Origin of the sequence: Streptomyces tremellae (assembly GCF_039540215.1) — a bacterium.
Classification (GTDB): Bacteria; Actinomycetota; Actinomycetes; order Streptomycetales; family Streptomycetaceae; genus Streptomyces; species Streptomyces tremellae.
Map to the genome: position 1 here is coordinate 171,211 of NZ_BAABEP010000003.1, position 26,729 is coordinate 197,939.

21 protein-coding genes and 2 pseudogenes are annotated in these 26,729 nt (G+C 74.8%); 14 read left to right on the forward strand and 9 right to left on the reverse strand.

Going from position 1 to position 26,729, the window contains the following annotated elements; genetic code table 11:
* The first annotated feature begins 387 nt into the window (after positions 1–387).
* From rbsK to ABEA77_RS04490, 3 genes are all read left to right on the forward strand, one after another.
* Positions 388–1,317, forward strand: coding sequence for a ribokinase (gene rbsK, locus ABEA77_RS04480; protein WP_345641447.1), 930 nt, complete (start codon positions 388–390; stop codon positions 1,315–1,317).
* Positions 1,318–1,509: 192 nt separating this feature from the next.
* The gene (locus ABEA77_RS04485; protein WP_345641450.1) at positions 1,510–1,989 is read left to right on the forward strand and encodes an acyl-CoA thioesterase; all 480 of its coding nucleotides are present in this window, start codon (positions 1,510–1,512) and stop codon (positions 1,987–1,989) included.
* 416 nt (positions 1,990–2,405) lie between these two features.
* Complete coding sequence (locus tag ABEA77_RS04490) at positions 2,406–3,257, forward strand: glutathione S-transferase family protein (protein ID WP_345641453.1); 852 nt, start codon at positions 2,406–2,408, stop codon at positions 3,255–3,257.
* Between the two features lie 40 nt (positions 3,258–3,297).
* Here the strand turns inward: ABEA77_RS04490 and ABEA77_RS04495 are convergent, their stop codons facing one another.
* The 4 genes from ABEA77_RS04495 to ABEA77_RS04510 form a co-directional block, all read right to left on the reverse strand.
* Positions 3,298–4,362, reverse strand: coding sequence for an LLM class flavin-dependent oxidoreductase (locus tag ABEA77_RS04495; RefSeq protein ID WP_345641455.1), 1,065 nt, complete (start codon positions 4,360–4,362; stop codon positions 3,298–3,300).
* Positions 4,363–4,490: 128 nt separating this feature from the next.
* Positions 4,491–5,279 carry an amino acid ABC transporter ATP-binding protein gene (locus ABEA77_RS04500; protein ID WP_345641458.1) on the reverse strand — a complete coding sequence of 263 codons (789 nt, stop codon included), beginning with the start codon at positions 5,277–5,279 and terminating at the stop codon, positions 4,491–4,493.
* A 9-nt stretch (positions 5,280–5,288) separates the two neighbouring features.
* Positions 5,289–6,296, reverse strand: a complete 1,008-nt coding sequence (locus ABEA77_RS04505) for an ABC transporter substrate-binding protein (protein ID WP_345641461.1) — start codon at positions 6,294–6,296, stop codon at positions 5,289–5,291.
* Positions 6,296–7,429 (reverse strand): LLM class flavin-dependent oxidoreductase, encoded by a 1,134-nt coding sequence (locus ABEA77_RS04510; RefSeq protein WP_345641463.1) that lies wholly within the window; start codon positions 7,427–7,429, stop codon positions 6,296–6,298. The genes ABEA77_RS04505 and ABEA77_RS04510 overlap by 1 nt, the downstream gene beginning before the upstream one ends.
* Before the next feature lie 731 nt (positions 7,430–8,160).
* Between ABEA77_RS04510 and ABEA77_RS04515 the strand changes: the two genes are divergently transcribed.
* The 5 genes from ABEA77_RS04515 (at position 8,161) to ABEA77_RS04535 (ending at position 14,508) form a co-directional block, all read left to right on the forward strand.
* On the forward strand, positions 8,161–9,150 hold the full coding sequence (locus tag ABEA77_RS04515) for an amino acid ABC transporter permease (RefSeq protein ID WP_345641465.1): 990 nt from the start codon (positions 8,161–8,163) through the stop codon (positions 9,148–9,150).
* Complete coding sequence (locus ABEA77_RS04520) at positions 9,147–11,219, forward strand: FAD/NAD(P)-binding protein (protein WP_345641468.1); 2,073 nt, start codon at positions 9,147–9,149, stop codon at positions 11,217–11,219. Before ABEA77_RS04515 ends, ABEA77_RS04520 begins: the two co-directional genes overlap by 4 nt.
* A 7-nt stretch (positions 11,220–11,226) precedes the next feature.
* Positions 11,227–11,793, forward strand: a complete 567-nt coding sequence (ssuE, locus tag ABEA77_RS04525; RefSeq protein WP_345641471.1) for an NADPH-dependent FMN reductase — start codon at positions 11,227–11,229, stop codon at positions 11,791–11,793.
* A gap of 70 nt (positions 11,794–11,863) precedes the next feature.
* Entirely contained in the window at positions 11,864–13,129 is a 1,266-nt protein-coding gene (locus tag ABEA77_RS04530; RefSeq protein WP_345641474.1) for an LLM class flavin-dependent oxidoreductase, read from the forward strand.
* On the forward strand, positions 13,126–14,508 hold the full coding sequence (locus ABEA77_RS04535) for an NtaA/DmoA family FMN-dependent monooxygenase (RefSeq protein ID WP_345641477.1): 1,383 nt from the start codon (positions 13,126–13,128) through the stop codon (positions 14,506–14,508). Before ABEA77_RS04530 ends, ABEA77_RS04535 begins: the two co-directional genes overlap by 4 nt.
* 249 nt (positions 14,509–14,757) lie before the next feature.
* On the opposite strand, the gene ku is transcribed toward ABEA77_RS04535, so the two are convergent.
* Positions 14,758–15,975, reverse strand: a complete 1,218-nt coding sequence (gene ku / locus ABEA77_RS04540) for a non-homologous end joining protein Ku (protein WP_345641480.1) — start codon at positions 15,973–15,975, stop codon at positions 14,758–14,760.
* Between the two features lie 140 nt (positions 15,976–16,115).
* On the opposite strand from ku, the gene ABEA77_RS04545 reads away from it, so the two are divergent.
* Positions 16,116–16,985, forward strand: a complete 870-nt coding sequence (locus ABEA77_RS04545) for an LLM class flavin-dependent oxidoreductase (protein ID WP_345641483.1) — start codon at positions 16,116–16,118, stop codon at positions 16,983–16,985.
* 397 nt (positions 16,986–17,382) lie between these two features.
* Here ABEA77_RS04545 and ABEA77_RS04550 read toward each other — a convergent pair.
* Together ABEA77_RS04550 and ABEA77_RS04555 are read right to left on the reverse strand one after the other, a co-directional pair.
* Positions 17,383–17,745 (reverse strand): annotated as a pseudogene (locus ABEA77_RS04550) (BlaI/MecI/CopY family transcriptional regulator); the annotation flags it as partial.
* Between the two features lie 266 nt (positions 17,746–18,011).
* Entirely contained in the window at positions 18,012–19,787 is a 1,776-nt protein-coding gene (locus ABEA77_RS04555) for a M4 family metallopeptidase (protein ID WP_345641485.1), read from the reverse strand.
* Positions 19,788–20,213: 426 nt separating this feature from the next.
* On the opposite strand from ABEA77_RS04555, the gene ABEA77_RS04560 reads away from it, so the two are divergent.
* Entirely contained in the window at positions 20,214–21,071 is an 858-nt protein-coding gene (locus ABEA77_RS04560) for a chitosanase (RefSeq protein WP_345641487.1), read from the forward strand.
* A 356-nt stretch (positions 21,072–21,427) separates the two neighbouring features.
* Positions 21,428–23,110, forward strand: a complete 1,683-nt coding sequence (locus tag ABEA77_RS04565) for an ABC-F family ATP-binding cassette domain-containing protein (protein ID WP_345641489.1) — start codon at positions 21,428–21,430, stop codon at positions 23,108–23,110.
* Between the two features lie 34 nt (positions 23,111–23,144).
* Here the strand turns inward: ABEA77_RS04565 and ABEA77_RS04570 are convergent, their stop codons facing one another.
* Positions 23,145–23,582 (reverse strand): hypothetical protein, encoded by a 438-nt coding sequence (locus ABEA77_RS04570; RefSeq protein ID WP_345641492.1) that lies wholly within the window; start codon positions 23,580–23,582, stop codon positions 23,145–23,147.
* A 272-nt stretch (positions 23,583–23,854) separates the two neighbouring features.
* Here ABEA77_RS04570 and ABEA77_RS04575 point away from each other — a divergent pair, with 272 nt between their 5' ends.
* The 3 genes and pseudogenes from ABEA77_RS04575 to ABEA77_RS04585 all read left to right on the forward strand — a co-directional run bounded on the left by ABEA77_RS04575 (position 23,855) and on the right by ABEA77_RS04585 (position 26,085).
* The gene (locus ABEA77_RS04575; RefSeq protein ID WP_345641495.1) at positions 23,855–24,277 is read left to right on the forward strand and encodes a PPOX class F420-dependent oxidoreductase; all 423 of its coding nucleotides are present in this window, start codon (positions 23,855–23,857) and stop codon (positions 24,275–24,277) included.
* 154 nt (positions 24,278–24,431) lie between these two features.
* Positions 24,432–24,806 carry a hypothetical protein gene (locus ABEA77_RS04580; RefSeq protein WP_345641498.1) on the forward strand — a complete coding sequence of 125 codons (375 nt, stop codon included), beginning with the start codon at positions 24,432–24,434 and terminating at the stop codon, positions 24,804–24,806.
* Between the two features lie 210 nt (positions 24,807–25,016).
* Positions 25,017–26,085, forward strand: a pseudogene (locus tag ABEA77_RS04585) (cytochrome P450).
* A gap of 37 nt (positions 26,086–26,122) precedes the next feature.
* Here ABEA77_RS04585 and ABEA77_RS04590 read toward each other — a convergent pair.
* Positions 26,123–26,659: a GNAT family N-acetyltransferase gene (locus ABEA77_RS04590; RefSeq protein WP_345641501.1), complete on the reverse strand. Its 537-nt coding sequence runs from the start codon at positions 26,657–26,659 to the stop codon at positions 26,123–26,125.
* Between the last annotated feature and the right edge of the window lie 70 nt (positions 26,660–26,729).

Consider the following 26,729-nt stretch of genomic DNA (forward strand, 5'->3'; position numbering starts at 1 on the left):
ACCACGCACCAGGAACGGCACGGCATGAGCGCACCATCCGCCCTCCCCGCCCTCGACGACCACCCCCTGGGCCCCGCGTCCCTCACCGTGCCGCACGGCGTGCGGCAGCTGCCGCCGCCCGTACCCGGCAGTCCCCGGGACAGGGCGCTGCGCCCTCGCCGGGCTCGACGGCATCGGCTTCGACACACCGGCGAGCCGCACCGCCGCCCTGGAGTTCCGTCCGGCTTTCGGCACGCCGACGGCCCCGGGACACATGGAAAACACAGAGAACACAGAGATTGCGCGGGACGTGCGGAACGCTGAGGACGCCGGAAACACAGGAAACACGTGACCACCGGGAATCCTGGGAACAGACACCCCCGTACGCAGGACCCAGGAGGCCTCCCCGTGAACAGCACACCCGCAGCCGGACGCCCGCGCGCCAGGATCGCGGTGCTCGGCAGCACCAACATGGACCTCGTCGCGTACACGCGTGTCGCGCCGGGCCTCGGCGAGACGGTCACCGGCGAGTCGTTCCGTACGGTCGCGGGCGGCAAGGGCGCAAACCAGGCGGTGGCCGCGGCCCGCGCGGGCGGCCACGTCGCCATGATCGGCGCGGTCGGCGACGACGACTTCGGGCCACGGCTGCGTGCCGTCCTCAGCGGCGCGGGGGTGCGGACGGAGGCGCTGCGCACGGTGGAGGGCGCGAGCGGGACGGCGCACATCGTCGTCGACGGCGAGGGGCACAACGCGATCGTCGTGGTGCCGGGCGCCAACGCCTCCGTGACCTCGCTGACCGCGTCGGACGAGCGCGTGGTGGCGGCGGCGGACGTGCTGCTGCTCCAGCTCGAACTGCCGCTGAACGGCGTGCTCGCGGGGCTGCGGGCCGCTCGCGCCCACGGGGTGCGCACGGTTTTGACGCCCGCGCCCGCACGGTCGCTGCCCGACGAGCTGCTCTCGCTGGTGGACCTGCTGGTGCCCAACGAGCACGAGGCGGCGGCCCTCACCGGCTCCCACGACCCGCGCGACGCGGCCCGCGCGCTGCTCTGCCGGGTGCCCGAGGTGGTGGTGACGCTGGGCGCGCGGGGCTGCCTGTACGCCCGGCGGGGCGCCGAGCCGCTCGCGGTACCCGCGCGGCGGACGCGGGCCGTGGACACGACGGCGGCGGGCGACACCTTCGTCGGGGCGCTCGCCGTCGCGCTGGGCGAGGGCAGGCCCGCGGCGGACGCGCTGGCCTGGGCGACGGCCGCGTCCGCGCTCTCCGTCGAGCGGCACGGCGCGTCGTCGTCCATGCCCGAGCGCGCCGCCATCGACCGCCGTGCGGCGAGCGCCTCGTGACCGCGCCGCACGCGGCGCGCCGCTTGACGGGTGGGCCCGCGGCGGGCGGGGCGGCGGCGCCGGGCCGGCGGGGCGCTGGGAGACTGGACGGAGGGGCCGCGACCCGCGGCCCGGCAGGGACGCCGCGGGCCGCGCATCCGGCGGGTCCGCCACCGGCAGGAGAACCCGGACCACCACCGGCAGAGAGAGACGATGGACGACAAGAAGACCCCGGCTGAATCCACGGTCACGCTCGCCCACATCATGTCCGCCCACGACACCAACCTGTACGGCACCGTGCACGGCGGCGTCGTGATGAAGCTCGTCGACGACGCGGCGGGCGCCGCGGCCGCCCGGCACGCGGGCTGTCCCGCCGTCACCGCCTCCGTGGACGGCATGAGCTTCCTCGCGCCCGCCAGGGTCGGCGACCTGCTCACGGTGAGCGCGCAGGTCGAGTACGCGGGCCGCACCTCGATGGACGTGGGCGTGCGGGTCACCGCGGAGCGCTGGAACACCTCGGGCCCCGGCACCGAGGTCGTCACCGCGCACCTCACGTTCGTCGCGGTGGACGCCGACGGCACGCCGCACGCCGTCCCGGCCCTCGAACCGGTGACCCCGCGTGACAAGGAGCGGCACCGGCGGGCGGCGGAACGGCGGGCGCGGCGCGCGGCGGCCCGGTCGGACGGCGCCTGAGGCCACGGCGCGCGGGGGCGGGCGCCAGGCCGGTGCGTGCCGCCGGGCGGCGCACGGCTCAGGCCATCTGGTGAAACACCTCTTGACGCCCCCCGTGGGCCGACAGAGACTCATGGCACGAACCGGCGAACAGGCGGGTGGGCATGAGGCTTTCAGGGACGCGGACCGGTCGGGCGGCTGCCGCCGCTGCCGTCCTCGCGCTTCCCCTGCTCACCTCCCGGCGCCACATCGACCTGCTGCGTGTCTGCAGCGCCGTCCGCCCCTCCGTCTGATCCCGTACGACACGGCCCCGGGGCGGGCGCCTTCCCGCGCCTCCCGCGCGTCCGTGTGCCACGAGCGCTCCGCCGCACCACCACCCCAGGACCGCAGGGAGACGCATGTCCGCCACCGCGAACGCCTTTTCGGGATTTCCCGGCATGGCCACCGCCATGCCCGTGTCCGCCGCCTCCGCCGCTTTGCCGGCCGCCGTTCCGCCGATGCGCGGCCGGATCGGCACCGACCCGCGCTACGGGCACTACGCCGTGCCGCGCCGCTACCGCCTCTACCTGTCGGCGACCTGTCCGCACTGTCTGCGGATCGCCGTCACCCACAGCGTGCTCGGCCTCGCCGAGACCGTGCCCATGACCCTGCTGCCGCCCGTGCCCGACCGCCCCGACGGCGGGTACGCGGCGCTCGACGGCCTGTACGAGGCCAGTTCGCACCAGCATCCCGGGCCGTCCGCCGCGCCCGTGCTCAGCGACACCTGGGCGGGCCGTGTCGTCAGCACGTACGCCCCGGAGATCGTGCGGGACCTCGCCGCGCGGTTCGGTGAAGGGAACCGGTCGCTGCGGCCGTGCGCGGCGGCCACGGAGATCGACGCCCTGGCCGGGCTGTGCGACCGGGACGTCGAGGGGGCGGCCGCGCGCGCGGGCGGCGCCGGGGCGGACCAGGCCGCCGCCGGCACGCTGCTCGGCGCGCTCGACGATCTCGAACACCGGCTCGGCAAGGGCCCGTTCCTGCTGGGGGCCGAGCTCTCCACGGCGGACGTGCACGCCTGGGTCACGCTGCTGATGCTCGACAGGGTGCACCTGCCGCATCTCGGTGAGGCGCTCGCGCGCCGCGTCGCGGACCATCCGCGCCTGTGGGCGTACGCACGGCGGCTCGCGGGCGATCCTGCCTTCGGCGGCGCGCCCGACCTGGACGGCATCGCACGCCGCCACCACGCGGGGTGCGGGACGCGGGACGCGAAACGGGCCGCGCTGATCCCGCGCGGTGCGTACGCGCGCTGAGCCGCTGGCCCTCAGGGAGCGGGCGCGCCGGGCGCGGGTGTCAGGGGGCGGCCCACAGCGTGGTGGGCGCCTCGCGGCGCACGACGGGCGCGACTTCTTCGGCGAACCGCTGGAGCTGCTCGCGCTGCGCGGCGAGCCCGAGGCCGAAGCCGTCCACGGAGACGGACTGGAGGTCGTGCCCGTACGCCTCCCGGTAGCCGAGGATCTTGTCGATGACCTGCTGCGGGCTGCCGATGAGCTGGGGCCCGTCCTCGACGGCGTCCCGGATGGTGCGGAACGGCGTGTTGTACCCGGCGCGACCCGCCAGGTGCGGCTTGAAGTTCTGCCGTACGCGGGCCTCGTAGAGGGGCCCGTACTCGGCGATGGCGCGCTCGGTGGTGTCCGCGATGTACAGGCCGCCGGAGCCCGCGGCGACATGGGCGTCCGCCGGGTCGTGGCCGTACTCCTCGAACTTCTCGCGGTAGTGGCGGATGAGGCGCGCGTACGCCTCGCGCGGCTGGATGGCGTTGGCGGTGAACAGCGGATCGCCGTGGCGTGCGGCGAGTTCGGGCGAGTTGAGGCTCGTCGCCGAGCCGTGCCAGACGGGCGGGGGTCCCGCGTAGGGCCGGGGGACGGTGGTGACGCCCTTGAGCGGCGGCCTGAACCGGCCGTCCCAGTCGACGTGTTCCTCGCGCCACAGCCGCCGCAGCAGCTCGTACTTCTCTGCCTGGTACTCCCACTGGAGTGACTCGTCGAGGCCGAACAGGGAGAAGTGGCCGGCCTCCGCGCCCTTGCCGATGACGAGTTCGACACGGCCACGGGAGAGCTGGTCGAGGGTCGCGTAGTCCTCGGCGACGCGCACCGGGTCGAGGATGGCCACGACGGTGACCCCGGTCAGCAGCCGTATCCGGCTGGTGCGGGCGGCCAGTGCGCCGAGCAGCACGGTCGGGCTGGAGGAGAGGAACGCGCCCGCGTGCCGCTCCCCCACGGCGAAGGCGTCGAAGCCGAGGCGCTCCGCCTCGGTGCCGAGTTCCACCACGTCGGCCAGCCGGTCCGCGGCGGACCGGAGTTCGCCGGTGACGGGGTGGGGCGCGTGGCTGACGATGGTCAGGACGGAGAACTTCATGGCGGCTCCGGGACGGCGGGCGGGGACGGGGCGAGCGGCTCACGGCGAGCGCGGGCGGGCACAGGGGCGGCGGCTCACCACGGGTGCGGGCGGGCGCGGAGGCCGGTGCGACGGCGGCCCCCGCGCGCTCAGAGCACCTTGGCGAGGAACGCGCGGGTGCGGTCGTGGCGCGGGTGGTCGAGCACCTGCGACGGCGGGCCCTGTTCGACGACCGTGCCGCCGTCCATGAAGACGACGGTGTCGGCGACCTCTCGGGCGAAGCCGATCTCGTGGGTGACGACCACCATGGTGGTGCCGCCGCGCGCCAGGTCCCTGATGACGTCGAGCACCTCGCCGACGAGTTCGGGGTCGAGCGCGGAGGTCGGCTCGTCGAAGAGGATCACCTTCGGTTCGAGGGCGAGGGCCCGTGCGATGGCGACGCGCTGCTGCTGCCCGCCGGAGAGCTGGCGCGGATAGGCGTCGGCCCTGTCGGCGAGGCCGACGCGCGCCAGCAGCCTGCGGGCAGTCTCGACGGCGTCCTTGCGGGGCCTGCGCAGGGCGGCCACGGGCGCCTCGATGATGTTCTCCACCACGGTCAGGTGGGGGAAGAGGTGGAAGTTCTGGAAGACGAAGCCGATCTGCCGCCGCTGCCTGCGCACGTCGCGCTCCGGCAGTTCGTGCAGCGCGTCGCCCGAGCGGCGGTAGCCGATCAGTTCGCCGTCCACGCTGACGTACCCGCGGTCCACCCGTTCCAGGTGGTTGATGGTGCGCAGCAGGGTCGACTTGCCGGAGCCCGAGGGGCCGAGCACGACGGTGACGCCGCCGGGCGGCACCTTGAGGTCGACGCCGCGCAGCACGTGCAGGGAGCCGAACTTCTTGTGCACGCCGTGCACGTCGACCATCAGCTGGGCGACCGCGGGCGGTGCGGAGGTGGCCATGTGTGTCTCCTACCGTGCCGCTGCGGGGTGCTCGGCCGCCAGTTCCGGCGGGCTGATCTGCGAGTGGCGGATGGCCGAGCCCCTGACGCCCCACTTGTCGAGGATCCTGGCGTACGTGCCGTCGGCGATCAGCTCGTCGACGGCCGCCTTCAGGGGCTTGGCGAGCGGCGAGCCCTTCTTGAGGGCGAAGCCGACGTCGAGCCGCTGGAACTCGCCCAGGAACCTGACGCCTGCGGCGGGCTGCGACGCCTGGTAGCGCAGGCCGTTGATGGTGGACATGGTGATGTCGATGCGGCCCTGCTGGAGGCTGGTGAGCGCGGAGCCGTTGTCGGAGTACACCTTGACCTGGTACGGCTTCTTGCCGGCCCTGCCGCACTGGGCCTTCCGCGCGTTGAGGGTGGCCTCGAAGGTGGTGCCCGCGCCGACGCCGACGTTCTTGCCGCACAGCTGGAGCAGGCTGGTGATCTTCTTCTGGCCGGTGTTCTGCTTGCTGACGGCGAAGCCCTGGCCGTCGTTGATGTACGTCACGAAGTCGATGGTCCTGCGGCGCTCGTCGGTGACACCGAAGTTGCCGGTGCCGAGGTCGTACTTGCCGCTGCCGAGCGCGGGCAGGATCGCGTCGAAGCCGGCCTCCTGGCGCACCAGGCGGACGCCGAGCACCTTGGCCGCGGCGTCGGCGATGTCGATGTCGAGGCCGACGGGCTGCTTGGCGGAGGCGTCGGGGAAGTAGGCGGAGGGCGGGGCGCCGACCGAGGAGGCGATGCGGAGCGTGCCGCGGGCGCGGATCTCCGCGGGCAGCAGCTTGGTGAGGGCGGGCTTCTTCCCCACGGCCGCGAGGACGTCGCCCGTGGGAGCCGGTGAGGCGGCGCCCGCGGCCCCGCCGGCGCCCGGCCCCGAGCCCGCGGGTCCTTCGCCGCAGGAGGCGAGGGCGGGCAGCAGGAGGGCGGCGGCGCCCGTGAGGGCGAGGAGCGCGCGGGGGCGCGGGGCGCGCGGCCTGGTGCGGTCCTGGGCGGGCATCAGCCGGCCTCCGCCAGGGTCTGGGGGCCGCGGGCCCGGCCTTCCGCGTCGCGCTTGGCGACCTCGGCGCGCACCAGCGGGATGACGTACCTGCCGAAGTCGATCGCGTCGTCCAGCAGGGCGTAGCCGCGGGCGGAGAGGATGTCGACGCCGAGGTCGTAGTAGTCGAGGAGTGCCTGCGCCACGGTCTCGGGGGTGCCGACGAGGGCGTTGGAGTTGCCGGCGCCACCGGTGGCGGCGGCGGTCGGGGTCCACAGGGCCCGGTCGAAGCGCTCACCGGACTCGGCGATGGCGATCAGCCGCTGCGAACCGGTGTTCTCGGGGGCGCTGGTGCGGTGGCGCCTGGACAGCACGGGGTCGCCGTTCGCGCGCCGCTCCTTGATCGCCGCGACGGTGCGGTGCGCCTTCTCCCAGGCCAGCTCCTCGGTGGGCGCGATGATCGGCCGGAACGCGACCTGGATGCGCGGCGGGGTGGTGCGGCCGGCGGCCCGTGCGGCGGCGTGCACCGCCTCGATCTGCTCCGCGGTCTTCGCGAGGGGCTCGCCCCACAGGCAGTAGATGTCGGCCTCGGCGCCGCCCGCGGCGAGCGCGGCGGGCGAGGAGCCGCCGAACGAGACGCCGGGGCGGGGCTGTTGGACGGGGAAGACGTCACTGACGAAGTCGTGGAAGCGGTAGTGCTCGCCCTCGTGGTCGAAGGGCTCGCGGGTCGTCCAGATCTTCTTGACGATCTCGATGTACTCGCGGGTGCGGCCGTAGCGCTCGTCCTTGGTGAGGGTGTCGCCCTCCCTGCCCTGCTCGTGGTCGCTGCCGCCGGTGATGAAGTGGACGGTGAGACGGCCCTCGCTGATCTGGTCGAGCGTGGCGAAGGTCTTGGCCGCGAAGGTGGGGTACGAGACGTTCGGCCGGTGCGCGAGCAGGATCTTCAGCGTGTCGAGCCGGCTCGCGATGTACGCGGCGGCGGGGGCCGGGTCGGGCGATCCCGAGCCGTAGGCGAACAGGACCCGGTCCCAGCCGTGTTCCTCGTGGGCGCGGGCGAGCCGCAGTGTGTAGTCCTTGTCGAAGGCGGCGCCCGTACGGGCCTCCGTCTCGGAGCCGTTGTTGGTCGCGGCGATGCCGAGGAACTCGACGGGCATGGCGGGCCTTTCGCGGATGGAGCGGATGCAGGTGGAGGTGGCCGCGGCGGCGCGCGGCGCGGCGGGCGCAGGGACGGCGTGGTTGTGGCGGGCGGGGCGCGGTGCCGCGCGCCCCGCCGCGTGCGGGGGCGGCCGCTCAGGTGCGGTGCGGGCGTGCGCTGTTCCTGCGGGGTACGGCGGGCGGCGCCGTGCCGTGCGGGGTGTCTGCTCCGTGCGGTGTGCGTGATGACGGCACGTCGTCGGCGACGTGGGGAGCGGTGCGAGGCGGCAGCGTGCGCCCGGATGGAGCGTGGGACTCGGCCCGCGACGGGGTCACCGAGGGAGGGAGGGCCGGTCAGGCGGCCCGCTGCCGGTTCAGGCGCAACACGAGGAGGACCACACTCGACCGAAGTCGATGTGGCCCCTGATGACCAGCGGCAGCTGCTTCTGCATGCCCTCAGTCGACACCGGCGCCTTCCGGAAGTCAAGGGTGGGTCGCGCCGGGGGCCCGCGGGGCGAGCGGGGTGCCGCGGGTGCTTTCGGCCACAGTCCGGACGCCGCTTGACAGTTCGGCGGTCGTCGCACGTACAGTCGAAGGCGGCCTGTGGCCCGGGGTGCCCCGGGCCGGGCCAGCCGTGTTGAGGGACGCGGTTCGTGTGATGACACCGGCAGGTCCGGGTGCCCGCGCTCGCGCGTGCCCCGGGGAAGCCGTCGACCACCGCCGCCCGCGAACCCCGCCGGAGTCCCCTCCCATGAGCGCCTCCCCAGAAGCCGCACCCGCCGGTGCGCCCCGCTCCCCCGCCGCAGACGACGACCGTCCGGAGCCCGAGCCCGTCCCCGCTCCCGTGGAGGACGGCGGCCCGCCGGTGCGCATCGTGCCCCGCCGCCACCCGGGCCGGCTGCTGTCCGCGGCGGTGGCGCTGCTGGTCCTCGCCATGGTGGTGAACTCGGTCGTACGCAACCGGCGCTTCCAGTGGCAGGTCGTGGGCGAGTACTTCACCACCAGGGCCGTACTCGACGGGCTGGTGCTGACGCTGTGGCTGACCGCCGCGGTGACGGTGCTCGGCTTTTTGCTCGGCACCCTGCTCGCGGTGATGCGCCTGTCCGCCAACCCGGTGCTGCGCACGCTGAGCTGGGGGTATGTGTGGATCTTCAGGTCGACGCCCGTACTGGTCCAGCTGCTGTTCTGGTTCAACATCGGGGCGCTGTACCCGCGGCTCGGCCTCGGCATCCCGTTCGGCCCCGAGTTCGTCACGGTGAAGACGGTGAACCTGTTCGGGGCGAGCCTGACCGCGCTGGTCGGCCTCACCCTGCACGAGTCCGCGTACGCAGCCGAGGTGGTGCGCGGCGGCATCCTCTCCGTCGACCCCGGCCAGAGCGAGGCCGCCGCCGCGCTCGGGCTGAGCAGATGGCGGGTGCTGCGGCGGATCGTGGTGCCGCAGGCGATGCGGTCCATCGTGCCGACGGCGGGAAACATGCTGATCGGCACCCTCAAGGGCACCAGCATCGTCAGCGTGCTCGCCGTCCAGGACCTGCTGTACTCGGTCCAGTTGGTCTACAACCGCACGTACCAGGTGATCCCGCTGCTGATGGTCGCCACGATCTGGTACGTGGTCGTCACGAGCGTGCTGTCCTTCGGCCAGTACTACGTGGAGCGGCACTACGCGCGCGGCGCGAGCCGCGCCCTGCCGCCGACACCTCTGCAACGGCTGCGCGCGGCCGTCGCCCGGAGCGCCGCGTGAGCGGCCCGGCGGCGGCGCCCGCCGTGGTGGTGCTGGTCGGGGCGGGTCCGCGGGCCACCGGGCTGCTGGAGCGGGTCGCCGCGAACGCGCCCGAACTCTGGCCGTCGGACCGGCCGTTGGAGTTCCACCTGGTGGACCCGCATCCGCCGGGCGCGGGCCGGGTGTGGCGCCGCGCGCAGTCGCCGCTGCTGCGGATGAACTCCATGGCGGAGGACGTGACGCTGTTCACCGACGAGAGCTCGGTGATCGAGGGCCCGGTGCGGCCGGGGCCCTCGCTCGCCGCGTGGGCGGCGGCGACGGCGGGCGCCGAGCCGTACGCGCCGCACGAGCCGGCCCCCGACGCGTCGGTACGGGCCGAACTGGCGGGGCTCGCCCCCGACGCCTTCCCGACCCGGCGGGCGCAGAGCGCCTACCTCGACTGGGCGTACCGGCACACCCTGGCCGCGCTGCCGCCGCACATCTCCGTGCACACGCACGCCACCACGGCCACGGCGGTGCACGGCCCGGCCGACGGCACGCAGTTCGTGCACCTCGCGGGCGGGACGGCGCCGCTCGCCGCCGACCTCGTGTTTCTCACCCAGGGCCACCTCGGTTCCGAACCCGCAGTCGAGCACCAGGAGTTGGCGCGTTTCGCAGCGCGCCACGGCCGCCGCTACGTGCCGCCCGCGTTCTCCGCGGACGTGGCGGACGAACTCGACGCGATCGCCCCGGGCGAGCACGTGGTGCTGCGCGGCCTCGGCCTCGCCTTCGTGGACCTGGTGGTGATGCTCACGGAGGGGCGCGGCGGGCGGTACCGCGAGGAGTCGGACGGGTCGCTCACGTATCTGCCCTCCGGCCGGGAGCCCGTGGTGCACGCGGGGTCGCGGCGGGGCGTCCCCTACCACTCCAAGACCGGCTACCGGCTTCTCGGGCCGCGGCCCGACCTGCCGCGCTACTTCGGCCCCGCGCAGGCGGACCGGCTGCTGGCCGAGGGGCGGCCGCTCGACCTGCGGCGCGACCTGTGGCCGCTGATGGCCAAGGAGATCGGCTACGGCCACTACCACGAGCTGTTCCACGCGCACCCCGAGCGGACCGCCGGGGGCTGGGAGGAGTTCAGGGCGGCGTACGACACACTGCACTGGTACGCGCCGGCGATGGCGGAGCTGGTGCGCACCGCGGTGCAGGACCCGGCGGACCGGCTGGACTTCGAGGCGCTCGACCGGCCCCTGAGGGGCCGGGTGTTCGCCGACGCGGAGTCCTTCCAGGAGCACATGCGCGGCTATGTCGAGGCGGACCGGGCGCGCAGGGCGGACCCGGGGTACAGCGCGGACCTGGGGGCGTTCCTCGCGCTGCTCTCCGTCTACGGGCAGCTGCCGCAGTACCTGCCGGACGCCGCCGCGTCCGGCGGCGCGCCCCGCGGCCTCGACCACGCCTCGGTGCGCGAGCACCTGGACGGCTGGTGGCAGGGGTTCTTCAGCTTCCTCGCGTCGGGGCCGCCCGGCTTCCGGCTGCGCCAGCTGCACGCCCTGTCCCGGGCCGGGGTGGTGCGCTTCCTCGGGGCGGACCTGCGGGTCGAGGCGGACGAGGAGACGGGGGCGTTCCGCGCGTCGAGCCCGACCGTGCCGGGCCGCACGGTCATCGCGACGGCGCTGGTGGAGGCGTATCTGCCGAGCCCGTCGCTGTCCCGCTCCGAGGACCGGCTGCTGCGCGACCTGTACGCGGCGGGCGGGGCGATCGAGGAGTCGGGGCGGCTCGCCGTGGCGCCGGACGGCCACGTCCTCGACCCCGCGCTCGGCGGCCCGCACCCGCGCAGGATCGCGCTCGGGCACCACACCGGGGGCCGGGCCGTCGCGGCGTTCGCGCGGCCCGGCACCAACGCCCCCGCGTTCCGGCAGAACGACGCCGTCGCCCGGGACCTGCTGCGCTCCCTGGCCGCGCGCCCTGCGCCCGTACGGCCACCCGCGCCCGCACGGCCCACGGCGGTGCCCGAGCAGCCACGCGGCGCGGCCCCTCCGGCCGGTGCGGGCCGCCGCGCGGAGCCGGCCCGCACCGCAGAGCCCGTCAAGCCGTACCGACACGTACCGAGGTGACACCCGCATGGCCACCATCCTCTCCGTCTCCGGCAGCCCGTCCGCGACGTCCCGCACCGCGGGGCTGCTGCGGCACCTGGACGCCAGGTTCGCCGCCCGCGGCCACCTGACGGTCCCCCTCGACGTGCGCACCCTGCCCGCGCGGGCGCTGCTCGGCGCCGACTTCGGGCACCCGGGGATCGTCCGGGCCAGGGAGCTGTTCGAGGCGGCCGACGGCGTGGTGGTCGCCACCCCCGTCTACAAGGCCGCGTACTCGGGGCTGCTCAAGTCGCTGCTCGACCTGCTGCCGCAGGACGCGCTCGCGGGCCGTACGGTGCTGCCGCTCGCGACGGGCGGCTCCACCGCGCACACCCTCGCGGTGGACTACGCGCTGCGCCCGGTGCTGTCGTCGATGAGCGCCGAACACGTCGTGCGGGGCGCGTTCGTGCTCGACCGGCACATCGTCGCGCGGGACGACGGCTCCGTGGTGGTCGACGAGGCGGCCCGCGAAGGCCTCTACGACGTGGCGGACGCCTTCGCCGCGGCCGTGGAGCGGGCCGCCGCGCCGGGACCGCGCGTGTCCAGCGCCGTGTGACCTCCCCGGCGCACGGACCCGCCCGCGCCGCGCACTCAGCAGTCCCGCCCGTACCGGAAGGAAACCCGCCATGCCGGCCCCCTCGTCCGATCCCCTGTCCCCCGCCGCGCCCCCCGGTGGCGGCCCGCTGCACCTCGCCGTCGCGCTCGACGACGCCGGCTGGCACCCCGCGGCCTGGCGCGACCCCGCCTCCCGGCCCGGTGAGCTGTTCGAGGCCCGTCACTGGGCCGGGCTCGTCGCGGAGGCGGAGCGCGGGCTGCTGGACTTCGTGACGTTCGAGGACGGCCTGGCGCCCCAGTCCTCCCGGTTCGAGGCGCCGGACGACCGCACCGACCGGGTGCGGGGACGGCTCGACGCGGTGCTCGTCGCCGCCCGGGTCGCGCCGCTGACCCGGCACATCGGCCTCGTGCCGACCGCGGTGGTCACCCACACGGAGCCGTTCCACCTCTCCAAGGCCGTCGCCACCCTCGACCATGTCTCCCGCGGCCGTGCCGGGGTGCGGGTACGGGTGTCGGTACGGCAGGACGAGGCGGACCACTTCGGCCGCAGGACGCTGCCCCGCCTGAGCCCGGAGACGATCAACACGGCCGAGGGGCAGCGGGCCGTGGGCGGGCTGTTCCAGGAAGCGGGCGACTACGTCGAGGTGGCGCGGCGGCTGTGGGACAGCTGGGAGGACGACGCGGAGATCCGCGACGCGGCGACGGGCCGCTTCGTGGACCGCGACAAGCTGCACTACATCGACTTCGAAGGTCCTTACTTCAGCGTCAAGGGGCCCTCCATCACGCCGCGCCCGCCGCAGGGCCAGCCCGTGGTGACCGCGCTCGCCCACAGCAGCGTCCCGTACGCGCTGGTCGGGCAGTCCGCCGACGTCGGCTATGTGACCCCGCACAGCACGGGGGAGGCCCGCGCGATCGTGGCCGAGGTGCGGGAGGCGCAGGCCGCGGCGGGGCGCGCGGCCGAACCGCTGCACGTCTTCGGCGACCTGGTCGTCTTCCTCGGCTCGTCGCAGCCCGCGGCCGAGGAGCGCAGGGCGCGCCTCGACGACCTCGCGGGGGCGCCGTACAGCAGTGACGCCGAGGTGTTCACCGGCACCCCCGAGGGCCTCGCGGAACTCCTCCTCGACCGGCGGCAGGCCGGACTGAGCGGTTTCCGGCTGCGCCCGGGGGTGCACGGTCACGACCTGCCCGCGATCGTCAGGGGCCTGGTGCCCGAGCTCCAGCGGCGGGGCGTCTTCCGCCGCTCCTACGAGGCCGGCACGCTGCGCGGCCTGCTGGGGCTCCCGCGCCCCGCCAACCGTTACGCCACCGCAGAAGCCACAGAGGTGTCCGCGTCATGACCCAGCCCCGCAGCACGTCGGGCAAGCCCGTCAAGCAGGTCCACCTGGCGGCACACTTCCCCGGCGTCAACAACACGACGGTGTGGAGCGACCCGGAGGCGGGCAGCCACATCGACTTCGCGTCGTTCGAGCACTTCGCGCTGACCGCGGAGCGCGCGAAGTTCGACTTCCTGTTCCTCGCGGAAGGGCTGAGGCTCCGCGAACAAGGCGGGAAGATCTACGACTTGGACGTGGTGGGGCGGCCCGACACGTTCACCGTGCTCGCCGCGCTCGGCGCCGTCACGGAACATCTCGGCCTGACCGGGACGATCAACTCGACGTTCAACGAACCGTACGAGGTGGCGCGGCAGTTCGCGAGCCTCGACCACCTCACCGGCGGGCGCGCCGCGTGGAACGTGGTGACGTCGTGGGACGCGTTCACCGGGGAGAACTTCCGGCGCGGCGGGTTCCTGCCGCAGGACCGGCGGTACGCGCGCGCCAAGGAGTTCCTCGCCACCGCGAACGAACTCTTCGACTCCTGGCGGCGGGACGACCTCGTCGCCGACCCGGCCACGGGCGTGTTCCTGCGGGACGCTCGGGCGGGCGCGTTCGAGCACCGGGGCGAGGAGTTCGACATCCACGGGCGCTTCAACGTGCCGCGCAGCCCGCAGGGCCGCCCGGTAATCTTCCAGGCGGGCGACTCGGACGAGGGCCGGGAGTTCGCCGCGTCGAGCGCGGACGCCATCTTCAGCCGGCACGCCACGCTCGACGCGGGGCAGGCGTTCTACACCGACGTGAAGGACCGCCTCGCGCACCACGGCAGGCGCAGGGACGAGCTGCTGATCCTGCCCGCCGCGACGTTCGTGCTCGGCGACACCGACGCGGACGCGCGCGAGAAGGCGCACGAGGTGCGCAGGCAGCAGGTCAGCGGGGCCACGGCGATCGCGTACCTGGAGCACGTGTGGAACCGCGACCTGTCCGCGTACGACCCCGAGGGGCCGCTGCCCGACATCGATCCCGCGCCCGGCGAGAACACCGTGGCGAGGGGCCGGGCCAGTGTGCGGATGCACCGCGACCCGGTCGCCGTGGCGAAGGAGTGGCGGGAGAGGGCGGAGGCGGAGCACCTCTCCATCAGGGAGCTGGTGATCGAGACGACGGGCCGCCAGTCGTTCGTGGGCTCGCCCGCGACGGTCGCGGAGACCATCAACGCCTTCGTGCAGGCCGATGCGAGTGACGGCTTCATCCTCGTCCCGCACATCACCCCGGGCGGCCTCGACGGCTTCGCCGACACCGTGGTCCCCCTGCTCCAGGAGCGCGGGGTGTACCGCACGGACTACGCCGGTACCACGCTCAGGGACAACCTGGGCCTCGCCGACCCCCCGGAGCCCCCGACCCGCTGAGCCCCGGGCACCGGCTCGCGCGGGTTCCGCCGCACCGCCCGGCGGCGGGCCCGCGCGTGCCGGGACCGGCTCGCCGCGGTCCGGGCGCCTCGGGCCCGGCTGCCGCATGTGAGCCGCGGCACGCCGGTCTCTTCCGCCGCTCGGGCGGGCGCGCACCGGTCCCTCTTGGCCGCACCGCCCTGCCATACGCACCGCGCGGGCGCCTCGGTCCCGCCGCCCGCAGGCGCCGCCCGTGTCAGGGGCAGGGCCTCAGGACGCCTTGCGGCGCGGCTGGGTCGTCTGCTTCGCGGTGGTTTTCTTCGCGGTCGTCTGCTTCGCGGTGGTCCTCTTCGCGGTCGTCTGCTTCGACGCCGGCGTGCTCTTGTCGTCCGCGGCCTTCTTGGTGGCGGACTTCTTCGCCGTGGTCCTCCCCGCGGCGGAGCCGCCCGTACCCCGTGCCGTCGTCTTCTTCGCGGTGGCCTTCCCGGCCCCGGCCGAGCCGGTCGCGCTCCGCCCCGCGGGCGCCCGCTTCGCACCGGACCCCTCGGCCGCGGACTTCTTCGCCGTCTTCTTCCCCGCGGCCTTCTTCGCCGCGGCCTTCTTCGCGCCGCCCCGCGCCGCCTTCCCCGAGGCCGGCTCCCTGCCCGGGGCGGTCTTCCGGCCGCGGCCGCCCATCGCGTGGACCGTGGCGCCGCCCTCGCCCTCCTCGTCGCCGCGGGACGCACGCGCCTTCCGCACGCTCTGTTCGAGCGCCGCCATCAGGTCGACCACCGTGCCGGGCTTCTCGCCCTCCTCAGCCGCCGCGGGCTCCCGCCCCTCGGCCTTCGCCGCGAGCAGTTCCTCGACGGCGTAGCGGTACTCGTCGTGGAAGGCCGAGAGGTCGTCGGTGGTCATGCCGTCGACGAGCGACATGGCCTGGGCGATCTCGTCCTCGGAGAGCTCCACGGGGCGGGGGGCGAGTTCGTCGGGTGAGCGGACCTCGTCGGGCCAGTGCATGGTGTGCAGGGTCAGGGCGTCGTCGCGGATGTCGAGGACCGCGAGGCGTTCGCGCCCGCGCAGCGCCAGCTTGGTGACGGCGACCCGCCCGCCGCGCTCCAGGGCGCGCCGCAGCAGCACGTACGGCTTCGTCGCCGCGTCGCCCGCGGCCTCCAGGTAGAAGCTCTGGCCCAGGCGTACCGGGTCGATGGCGTCGCGGTCCATGAAGGCGAGGATCTCGACGGTCTTCGCGGTGGGCAGCGGGATGGCGTCGAGCTCCTCGTCGGTGACGGGGACGATGTGGTCCTTGCCGAGTTCGTAGCCCTTGCCGATGTCGTCGTCCGTGACGATCTCGTCGTCGATCTCGCAGCGCTTCTGGTTGCGGACGCGTCCGCCGTCCTCCAGGTGGATCCGGTGGAAGCGTACGCCGCGGTTCTCGGACGCGCCGGTGATCCGGATCGGGATCGTCACGAGCCCGAACGAGACGGCTCCGGTCCAGATGGGGCGGGGCATGCGGGCACCTCCAGCTCACCCCCCACGACGTCGCCAGCGTAGGGCGGGCGCCACGCGGCGGCACCTCGGGCACGGTGCGCGCGAGGCCGTACGGTGGACAGCGCCTTGCCGCGCCGCGCGCCGTGGCGGAGGATCTCCGCGTGCGCTACTCCGTCAACATCCCCAACTTCGGCGACTTCGCCGATCCGAGGACCGTGGCCTCCCTGGCCGTCACCGCCGAGGAGGCGGGCTGGGACGCGCTGTTCGTCTGGGACCACGTCGTCCATGTCAAACGCAACCGCAGGGTGTTCGGCGACCCGTGGATGCTGCTGACGGCCGCGGCCCTCGCGACCAGCAGGATCCGGCTCGGGACGCTCGTCACCCCGGTGCCCCGCCGCCGCCCCGAGCAACTGGCGCGGCAGGTCGCCACCCTGGACCGGCTCAGCGGGGGCCGGGTGGTCTTCGGGGCGGGGCTCGGCGGCCCCATCGACGACGAGTACGGGAGCTTCGGCGAGCCGACCGACCCGGTGGTGCTCGCGGAGCGCCTCGACGAGGGGCTCGGCCTGCTGGCCGGCTACTGGGCGGGCGAGCCCGTCACGCACCACGGCCGCCACTTCCACGCCGACGACGTCGAGCTGCTGCCCGCGCCGGTGCAGCGGCCGAGGCCGCCGGTCCTGATCGCGGGCTACTGGCCGAAACGGCGGCCGATGCGGCGGGCGGCCCGCTGGGACGGCGCGGCCCCGCTGTTCGAGTCGGCGCGGCACGGCCACACACCGCCCGTGGACGAGGTGCGTGACCTGACCGCCTTCCTGCGCGAACAGCGCGGCGCGCTCGGCAGGGAGTCGGAGCCGTTCGACATCGTGGTGGGCGGGGCGAGCCCGGCCGATCCGGCGCGCGCCCGCGACGTGCTCGGGCCGCTCGCCGAGGCGGGCGCGACCTGGTGGGACGAGCGGCGCGTCCAGGACGAGGTGATCGACAGGCTCGATCCCGTCCTGCGCCGGGTGGAGCAGGGGCCGCCCCGGATCGACTGAGCGCGGTGCGCGCCGTGCTCAGCCCGCAGGGCGGTGGTGACCGCCGGTCTGGCCCCGCGCCGTCTGCACGCCGCTGTGCAGGTCCACCGTGCCGGCGAGCGCCGCTGCCGTGGACGCGCCCGAGCACAGGAGCAGCAGCGCGCAGAACGCGGCGGTGGCCGCCGGACGAGGCAGCGGGCGGGCAGGGGCGCGCCGAACGGCAGAAGCAGCGGCAGGACGAGCAGGACGGTCATTCCCGGCCACCGGGCCAGGCGCCTGGGGCCCCGTCCTGCCGGGCGTCACCGGTCCCGCCACCGCGCCCGGCGCCGTCGGCTGCGGCGCCGGTCTCCTCCCGTTCGCCGCAGGGCCGCGCGTCCCCACCGCCCCGCGCAGCGTCGGCATCGGCATCGGCATCGGCATCGGCATCGAGCAGTATCCGCAGGATGCGCTCGTCCTCGGGGCCGAGCTGGGAGACGAAGCGGGCCAGTACCACCTCGCGGTCGGCGTCCTTGTCCAGCTCGTGGTGCATGCGGCGGGCGGTCAGCCCCTGTCTGTCCTGGGCCGCCGCGTAGGCGTAGCCGCGGCCCGCGCGCTCCCGCACCACGGCGCCCTTGTCGTGCAGGCGGGCGAGGAGCGTGGCGACCGTGGTCCGCGCCAGCCGCATGGGCAGGGCGTCCTGGACACGGCGGGCGGTCAGCGGGGTGTCCGCGGCCCAGAGCACCGCGAGGACGGCGGCCTCAAGCTCCCCCATGGGGCGCCGCTCCGGGCTCGTTCCAGACAAGGGGACCCCCTTCGTGCCGCCGGCCGCGTCGCCGGGTCCGGCTGTGCCGCAACCTTACGGGGCCCCATTATCGGCCACGCGGTGTGCCGGACGGGCCGGTGGGCGCGAGTGGTCCGCACGTCGTCACGGGTCGGTGCCTCCTCGCGCGCGCCGTCTTGCGCGCTGCTTCGGAGCGGGTGAGCGGGGGCCGGCCCCCGCGGGGCCGCGCACGGCCGCGGGGGCCGGCAGGACGCGTGGCGCGCGTCCTGCCGGCCCCGGGCGGGGCGTCAGTTGGAGGCGGTGACGTTCACGGCAGCCCACGCCTTGTCGACGGTGGTGTACTCGGTGCTGTCGGAGCCGTAGAGGTCGGCCGCGGCCTTCAGGGTGGCCTCGCGGGCGTCGTGGAAGTCCGTGGTGGAGACCATGTACCGGGTCAGGGCCTGGTAGAAGATCTTGATGGCCTTGTCCCTGCCGATACCGGTGACGGTGGAGCCGTCGACCGTCGGCGAGTTGTACGAGACCCCGTTGACCGTCTTGGCGCCACTGCCCTCGGCCAGCAGGTAGAAGGCGTGGGAGGAGACGCCGGAACCGGCGTGCACCTCGGTCTTGGGAGCGTCTGCCGACCAGTAGTCGACGGTCCCCTCCAGCTTGTCGAGCGACGGGTGGTCGAGGCGGCGCAGGAAGCCCTGGGCGAGGCCGAGCTGCTCGCCCATCAGGTAGTTGCCCGGGTCCTTGGGGTTGGCGGTGGCGAACTCGTCGGCGCTGCCGAAGATGTCGGCGAGCGACTCGTTGAGGGAGCCGGGCTCGCCGATCTGGTTGCCGGTGGCCGGATCGACCTGGGTCTCCAGGCCGGCGGTCGCGGAGACCACGCCGTGGGTGAGCTCGTGGCCCGTGACGTCGAGCTGCACCAGCGGCTTGGTGAAGGTCTGGCCGTCGCCGTCGCCGTAGATCATGCAGTGGCACTCGTCCACCCAGGCGGCGTTGGCGTAGCCCGTGGAGAAGTGGACCACACCGTGCGGGCCGGCGCCGTCGTCGTCGGTGCCGAGCCGGTTGAAGGTCTTCTTGTAGAAGTCGAACGTCGACGTCAGCCCGTACTGGGCGTCGACCGCCGGGGTGACGCTGTCGGAGGTGGTGCCGTCGCCCCACTTGTCGTCGCTGTCGCTGAGCACCGACGCGTTGGCGAAGGTGGAGGTGCCGAGGCTGCTTGAGTGCTTGGCGTCCCTGATCTCGCTCTTGCCGCGGGTGGTGTCGACCAGGGTGAACGTGGTGGCCGCGGTCTGCGTGGTGTTGAGCGTGACGGTCCCGGAGAACAGGGAGGCGCCCGTGCCGGTGGCGGGCGCGGGGAAGGTCGCGGCGGGGCGCGCCTCCGGGGCGGCGGGGGCGGCGGTGCCGTCCGTGGTCGGGGTGGCGGGCCTGCCCTGGGCGCGCAGCTTGGCCATGACCTCAGGGGAGATGAAGTCGTCCGCGACCGGGGTGCTGCTGAGGACCGCGCCCGAGGCGGCGTCGACCAGGACCGTACGGGCCTTCTCGATGTCGCCCTTGGCCCCGGCCACCGGTATCTCGTAGGCGAGTTTCGAGGTGCTGCCCTGGTGGCGCACGACCAGCCGCGCGTGCGCCGGGGTGCCGCCCGTGACGGCGCCTCTCGCCTTGGCCTCCGCCTGGCCCGCCGTCAGCCTGGCGGTGACGGCGGGCACGGACACCGCGCCGCTCGCGGCACGGGTCACGCCGAGGTACTGCGAGGCGGAGTTGAGGTGGACAACGATGTCACCACCGACGACGGGGATCCCGTGGAACGTCTGCGAGAACCGCACGTGCCGCTTGCCGTCGGGGTCGGCCATGACGTCGGTGGGGACGAGTCCGGTCGCCGGGCCGACGCCGGTCGCGGCGGCGTGGCGGGTCGCCGCCGTCCGCGCGGCGGCCACGACGGCGGAGGCCGTGGGGGCGGCGGCCGGGGTGGAGCCGCTCCCGGCCGGCCCGGCGAAGGCGGTTCCGGCGACGGACGCCGAGGCCGCGGTCGCCAGGGCAACTGCCATGGCCAGCTTGGACATGAGCGGTGCGCGCATGGAAGGTCCTTCCTGGGGGGCATGCTGAGCGGGGCGGGCCCCGCATCCGGGCCGCCCCGCTTGATCTCGACATGAGCATGACATGCATGCGCGCCCTCACTGATCACGAATCAGCAAAGGAACATTCCGTCCGCCGCCACCGGGGCGTCCCGCAGGGCCTCTCGACCGGCCCCGCCCGGCGCGTTCCGCCGAACACCGCGAACCCCCTGGATCGCGGAGCACCCCCCACCCCGCAAGCCCGCCCGGCGCCCGGCGCCTCCTCGGCCCGGTGGGGGTGCGGGGCCGTCGGCCCCCCGCGCCCCACCGCGAGCGGAAGGAGCAGCACGCGGCGCGCCCCGACTTCCCGCCGCCGCAAGGGTGTACGGCGGCATCGACCCCTGATAGGAAAGCTTCCTAACAGATTGCCGCCACCCCACTGGAGGCCCGATGAACCCCCGTAAGAGCGCGCTGCGCCTGGTGCCGGCCGCGCTGCTCGGCCTGGCGCTCGCCGCCGTACCCGCCGTCGCCGGTGCCCAGGGAGCCGTCCCCGCACCGGCCGGGGCCGCCCGCCACGCCGCGGTCCCCGCGGCGGCTGCCGGCCTCGACGACCCGGCGAAGAAGGAGATCGCGATGGAGCTGGTCTCCAGCGCGGAGAACTCCTCACTGGACTGGAAGGCCCAGTACACGTACATCGAGGACATCGGCGACGGCCGCGGCTACACCGCGGGCATCATCGGGTTCTGCTCGGGCACCGGCGACATGCTTGAGCTCGTCCAGCTCTACACGGACCGCGAGCCTGACAACCCCCTCGCGCCGTTCCTGCCCGCGCTGAGGAAGGTGAACGGCACCGACTCGCACAGCGGCCTCGGCGCCGCCTTCACCTCGGCCTGGCAGCAGGCGGGGGCCGACCCGGCCTTCCAGACGGCCCAGAACGACGAGCGGGACCGGGTGTACTTCAACCCCGCCGTCAGCCAGGCGGAGTCGGACGGCCTCGGCACGCTGGGCCAGTTCATCTACTACGACGCCATCGTGATGCACGGCCCCGGCGACGACGGCACCAGCTTCGGGGGCATCCGCGAGCGGGCGCTCGGGCAGGCGAAGCCGCCGTCGCAGGGCGGCGACGAGACGGCGTACCTCAACGCCTTCCTCGACGCCCGCGTGTGGGCCATGAAGCAGGAAGAGGCCCACGAGGACACCAGCCGCGTCGACACCGAGCAGCGCGTCTTCCTCCAGCAGGGCAACCTGGACCTCGACCCGCCCCTCGACTGGAAGGTCTACGGCGACAGCTACCACATCGGCGGCTGACCGCGCCGCGCCCCCGGGCGCAAACCGCTTTGCCTCCCCCGCCCGGGGGCGCTACCTTGCCGGTGTCCCTGTCGTCTCCGATCGAGGTGGACGTTGCGCATCTGAGGTCCGCGACCACCACGCGGTACGGCCCGTGCGGCCGTACGTACGTCACACCCGAGCAGGCCCCTGTGCCGCCGGTGACGCCCGTGTGGAACGCGACCTCGGCGCGGGAGCCGTCCCTCCTTTGCTCCGACCGGATCCCCTTCCCCGGTCCCGGCCCCCTCGCCTTCTCGCCGGTTCTCCCCCGGTCCGGTTGCCGCGTGGTGCTCGCACACGAAGCTCCCTTCCCACCGCGCTCCCGACTGCGAGAAGCCATGCACGACCACAGCGCCCCCGGCGCCTTTCTGACCTGTTCCGCCCTGTCGTTCAGGTGGCCCGACGGCACCACGCTCTTCGACGGGCTCTCCCTCGCCGTGGGCCACGGCCGCACCGGCCTCGTCGGCGGCAACGGCAGCGGCAAGTCAACCCTGCTGCGGCTGTTCGCGGGCGGGCTGCGGCCCGCCGCGGGCTCGGTCTCCGCCGGCGGCCGCCTGGCCCACCTGCCGCAGGACGTCACACTCGACACCGCGCTCCGGGTCGACGAGGCACTCGGCATCGCCGGGCGCAGGGCCGCCGTCGCCGCCATCGAGGCGGGCGACGCGAGCGAGACGAACTTCGAGGCGGTCGGCGACGACTGGGACGTCGAGGAACGCGCCCTCGCGACCCTGGGCTCGCTCGGCCTCGGCGGCCTCGGCCTCGATCGCAGCGTCGGGGAGATGTCCGGCGGCGAGACGGTCCTGCTGCGGCTCGCCGCCCTCCTGCTCGACCGCCCCGACGTGCTGCTCCTCGACGAACCCACCAACAACCTCGACCTGTTCGCGCGCCGCAGGCTGTACGAGGCGGTGGACACCTGGCGCGGCGGCATCCTCCTCGTCGTCAGCCACGACCGAGAGCTGCTGGAACGCGTGGACCGGATCGCGGAACTGCGCTCGGGCTCCGTCACCTGGTACGGCGGCGGCTGGTCCGCGTACCAGGAGGCGCTGGCCGCCGGGCAGGAGGCGGCCGGCCGCGCGCTGCGCGCCGCGGAGGCCGACGTGCAGCGGCAGCGGCGCGAGCTGGAGGAGGCGAAGGCCAAGGTCGCGAAGCGGCGGCGGCAGAGCGGCAAGCTGGACGCGCAGCGCCGCGCGCCGCGGATCGTGGCGGGCGCGCGCAAGCGGTCGGCGCAGGAGTCGGGCGACAAGCTCCGCGGGCTGCACGAGGACCGGCTCGACGCGGCGCGTGAGCGGCGCGCCGAGGCCGCGGACGCGATCCGCGAGGACGCCGAGATCCGCGTCTCGCTCCCGGGCACCGCGGTGCCCGCGGGCCGTACGGTCCTCACCCTCGACGCGCTGCGGCTCCCGTACGGCCGGCTGCGGGAGGCCACCCTCACGGTGCACGGCCCCGAACGGGTGGCGCTCGTCGGCCGCAACGGCGCGGGCAAGACGACGCTGCTGCGCATCCTCGCGGGTGAACTCGCCCCGCGCGCGGGCGAGGCCAGGGCGCACGTACCGCTCCGGTTCCTGCCGCAGCGGCTCGACGTGCTGGACGACGGGCTCAGCGTCGCGGCGAACGCGGCGCGCTCCGCCCCCGGTGTGCCGGACAACGAGATCAGGGCGCAGCTCGCGCGTTTCCTCTTCAAGGGGGCACGGGCCGAGCAGCCGGCCGGCACGCTCTCGGGCGGCGAGCGCTTCAGGGCGGCACTCGCGGCGGCCGTACTCGCCGCGCCCGCGCCCCAGCTGCTGATGCTGGACGAGCCGACGAACAACCTGGACATGGCGAGCGTCCGCCGGCTCACCGGCGCGCTCGACGCGTACCGGGGCGCGCTGCTGATCGCCGCCCACGACCTGGCGTTCCTGCGGTCTGTCGGGGTCACCCGCTGGCTGCTGCTCGACGAGGAGCTGCGGGAGACGGACGAGGACGGGGTGGCGGACCTGCTCGCGGGGAGCGGGGGGCGCCGGGCGGAGGACGGCGGGCACTGACCCGCCGCGCCCGACGGCGCCCCGCCGCGCGGCCTCAGCTGCGGGGCGCGAACGACCCGCGCACCCGGCGGCCCCCCGAGGCGATGAGGACCCCGATCAGCAGGACCCCGCTGAGACCCTGGTCGATCTTCATCCACAGCGGGAGAGTGCCGGGCAGCGCGATGATCACGGCGATCGCGACGACCGTCACCGCGGAGATGATCCGCAGTCTGCGGTAGGCGCCGCGCTCGCCGCGCGCGGCCCGTACCGCGCACAGGAACGCCACCAGGGAGCTGACGAGGACGAGGGTGCCGCGCACCCACACGGCGTCGTCGACCGCCGCGCTGTCGTGGCGCAGCAGGACGACGGCCGACAGGGTGAGCGCGCTCACCGCGAGGTAGCAGCCCGTCAGCAGCTTCGCGGCGCGCAGCGCGGCGGCGGCGCCTGGCTGCGCGATGGGGTACGGGCCTTCGGTGTCGCCGCGCGCGTCCATGCCGGCCCCTCTCTCGTCGGATGCGGTCGTCCACCATCGTCGGGGCGCCGGGGCGGGGGTTCTTCGGCCGCTGGGACGAACCGGGGCGTCCCACGGCTGGGGGGCTTCTCCGGGTCGTCCCGTACGGGCGTCCCCGCGCGGCCTCGGGGCGGCGCTCGGCCGGGCGGGTGCTCCCCCGCACTACGGTGGCCGTGTCACCGCCGCCCGCACGGGTAGGACGCGGAGGCGGCGCCACGCCACGCCACGCCGTGACAGGACGAGAAGGAGAAACCGTGTCCCAGCCCCCGCTGCCCGAGACCGCCGTGAGCCTGCTGCGGAAGCCGAACCCCGCGGTCATCAGCACCCTCAGGTCGGACGGCCATCCGGTGTCCACCGCGACCTGGTACCTGTGGGAGGACGACGGCCGCGTGCTGATCAACCTGGACGAGGGGCGGGTACGGCTGCGCCACCTGCGCAACGACCCGCGCGTCAGCCTCACCGTGCTCGCGGGCGACGACTGGTACACCCACGTCAGCCTCATCGGGCGGGTCACCGGCGTCACGGAGGACACCGCTCTCGCGGGCATCGACCGGCTGTCGCGCCACTACACCGGCAAGGAGTACCCACGCCGCGACAGGACCCGGTACAACGCGTGGATCGAGGTCGAGCGCTGGCACGGCTGGGGCAGCCTCAAGGACAGCGACCAGACCGGCTGACCCGGCGGGCCGCCCGCGTCCCGCGCCGCGCCGGGGGCCCGTCGCGCCGCCCGCGGGTGTACGGGTCCCCCGAACGAAGGCCCCCCGCGACACGAGGGGCGCGGGACGGCGCTCGCTGCGCCTCCCCGCCGCACTGCTGCGGGAAGATCCCCCCATGTCTGCTTCGTCCCCCACGGCACGCTCCGTCGGTCTGACCGTCGGCTCCGCGCTCGCCGTCGCCGCCGTCCTGTTCGCCACCTACACGGCCCTCGACGGCCGCGCAGGCACCACCGACTCCAAGGCGCCGCGCCCCCGCAGCGCGCCGACCGCCCCCGCCGTACCGCCGTCCGGCGCCTCCCCTGCCGCTTCGGCCGGTCCCGCCTCCGCACAGCCGACGTGCAATCTCTTCGACGCCGAATGCCAGGAGGAGCACCCGTCGGGAGCCACGGTCCGCGGCGACGACGGCGCAGGCGCGTCGGCCGGCGTCTCCCGGGTCCCCGACCCGCCCCGGGGCACCGCGGCCACCGGCGGCGGATACGGTGGCGAGTAGGCCGCACCCCGCCGCGGCCCCCGGGTCAACGGGCCGTCAGTTCTTGGCAGACCGAGGGCTGCCCGCCGGTGCCGTCGACGCGCGCCGGCCTCCCGCCCGCACCCGCCGCGATCCACCCAGAACGCACCGACCCCCCGTCCCAGAGCAGCCCGCGTGGCGGGCCGGCGACGGCCCGCCACGCGGCCGCCTCCCCGCCCACCGAGGTATGCGTTGGCCGAGCGCTCGGGTGTCGCAGGCCACGGCGGCAGGACGGTGCGGTTCGCGCCCGGGATCGACGCGCTGCTGACCCGGCACACCGGGTCGGACCTGTTCCGCCTCGCACCCGACACCATCGGCGTCGCGGGGCCCGCGCTCCTGGACGCGCTGCTGCGCAGCAGGCCGGCCGACGCGAAGGAGCGGCCCGCCTTCAAGCCCGTGCGCGCGCCGGGTCACCAGGACCGACGCCTCGACGTTCATGCAGACGGTGTCCGCCGACGTACGCGTCGCCCTGCGGCGGCCCCTGGAGGACGACGTCGACCTGACCGGTCCCTGGCCGCGGGGTGCCGCACACCTGCCTCAGGGACCTCGTGTGCCGCAGGCAGCGGCTGCGCTTCCGCGTCCTCGTGGACCGGAGCCTCGAACTCACCCCCAGGCTCACCTGGTCGGCCGTCACCTCGGGCGCCGCGCTGCTGCGCAGGCCGGGGCGCGAGGTGCCGCTGTCGAAGCTCGCTTCGCTGGTCCTCGACGCGGCCGGTTACGAGAACCGGCGCTACGCGATGTACCTCCACCGCCGGGTGGCCGCGCCGGTGTGCTTCACCGTGGCGGCGCCCGTCAGCAACGCGATGTGGCCGGGCGCGCCGTTCGACGACGCGACGCCGAACCGGCACATCATCCACGAGGAGGCTGCTGCCCGTGTCGTGGAACATCCTGCGCACCGCGTCCCCCGTGTTCCCCGCGGTGGACGCGCGGATCGGCGCGGCGGACGACCTGCTGCTTTTGCCGCTGCTCAGCCACCGCGATCCGCGACTGCGGGAGGAGCCCGACGCCTTCCTTCCCGAGCGGTGGGCGGAGCTCGATCCGGAGCCCCCACCCCGGCTATCTGCCGTTCGGCCATGTGAACGAGCGCTGCTGGGGGCGCCACATGGTGCTTCCGCCGGCCGAGCGGCTGCTCGGCCTCGTCCGCAGGGACGGCCTGACGGTCGACCCCGGGCGGAGTGCGGGCACCGTCGAACTCGACGGGCTGATGGAGGTCTCCGAGGTCCGCGTGGTCCGCTCGCGGGAAGGCGCAGCCGCGGTGTGACAGCGCGGGCCGCCGCGGTGTGACGCGCGGGCCGCGCTCAGGCGACCGGGGCGCCCTCCGCGTCCGCGGGGCGTACGGCGGGAGCCGCGGCGGGGCGGGCCAGCGGCTTGGCGTAGCAGCGGCTCTCCTCGTGGAAGCGGTAGTAGCCGAACTTCTCGCAGGGCTCGTAGCCGCTCGACTCGTACAGCGCGACGGCCTCGGGCTGCTTGGTACCGGTCTCCAGCACCATCCGGGTGCGGCCCGCGGCGCGCGCGTCGTCCTCAAGCGCGGCCAGCAGGGTCCGGGAGAGTCCCCTGCCGCGGGCCTCGGGGACGACGTACATGCGCTTGATCTCGGCGTCGCCGTCCCGGTAGCCGCATCCGTCGGCGTCCTTGGCGCGCCAGCCGCCGGTGGCGACCGGGGTGCCGGTGCCGTCGTAGGCGATCAGGTAGAGGCCGCGGGGCGGCTCGAACATGCCCGGGTCGAGCGGCGTGAGGTCGCCTTCGTCGTCGTACCGCTCGGCGTACTCCCGCTGCACGCGGTCGTTGAGCCGTACGGCGTCCGGGTCCCCGAAGGAGGCGTGACGTATGTCCACGCGGGCCATGGTACGCTCCCCCGGATCGGCACCGGACGGCCGCCGTGCAGGTCAGGGGCGCGGTGCCACC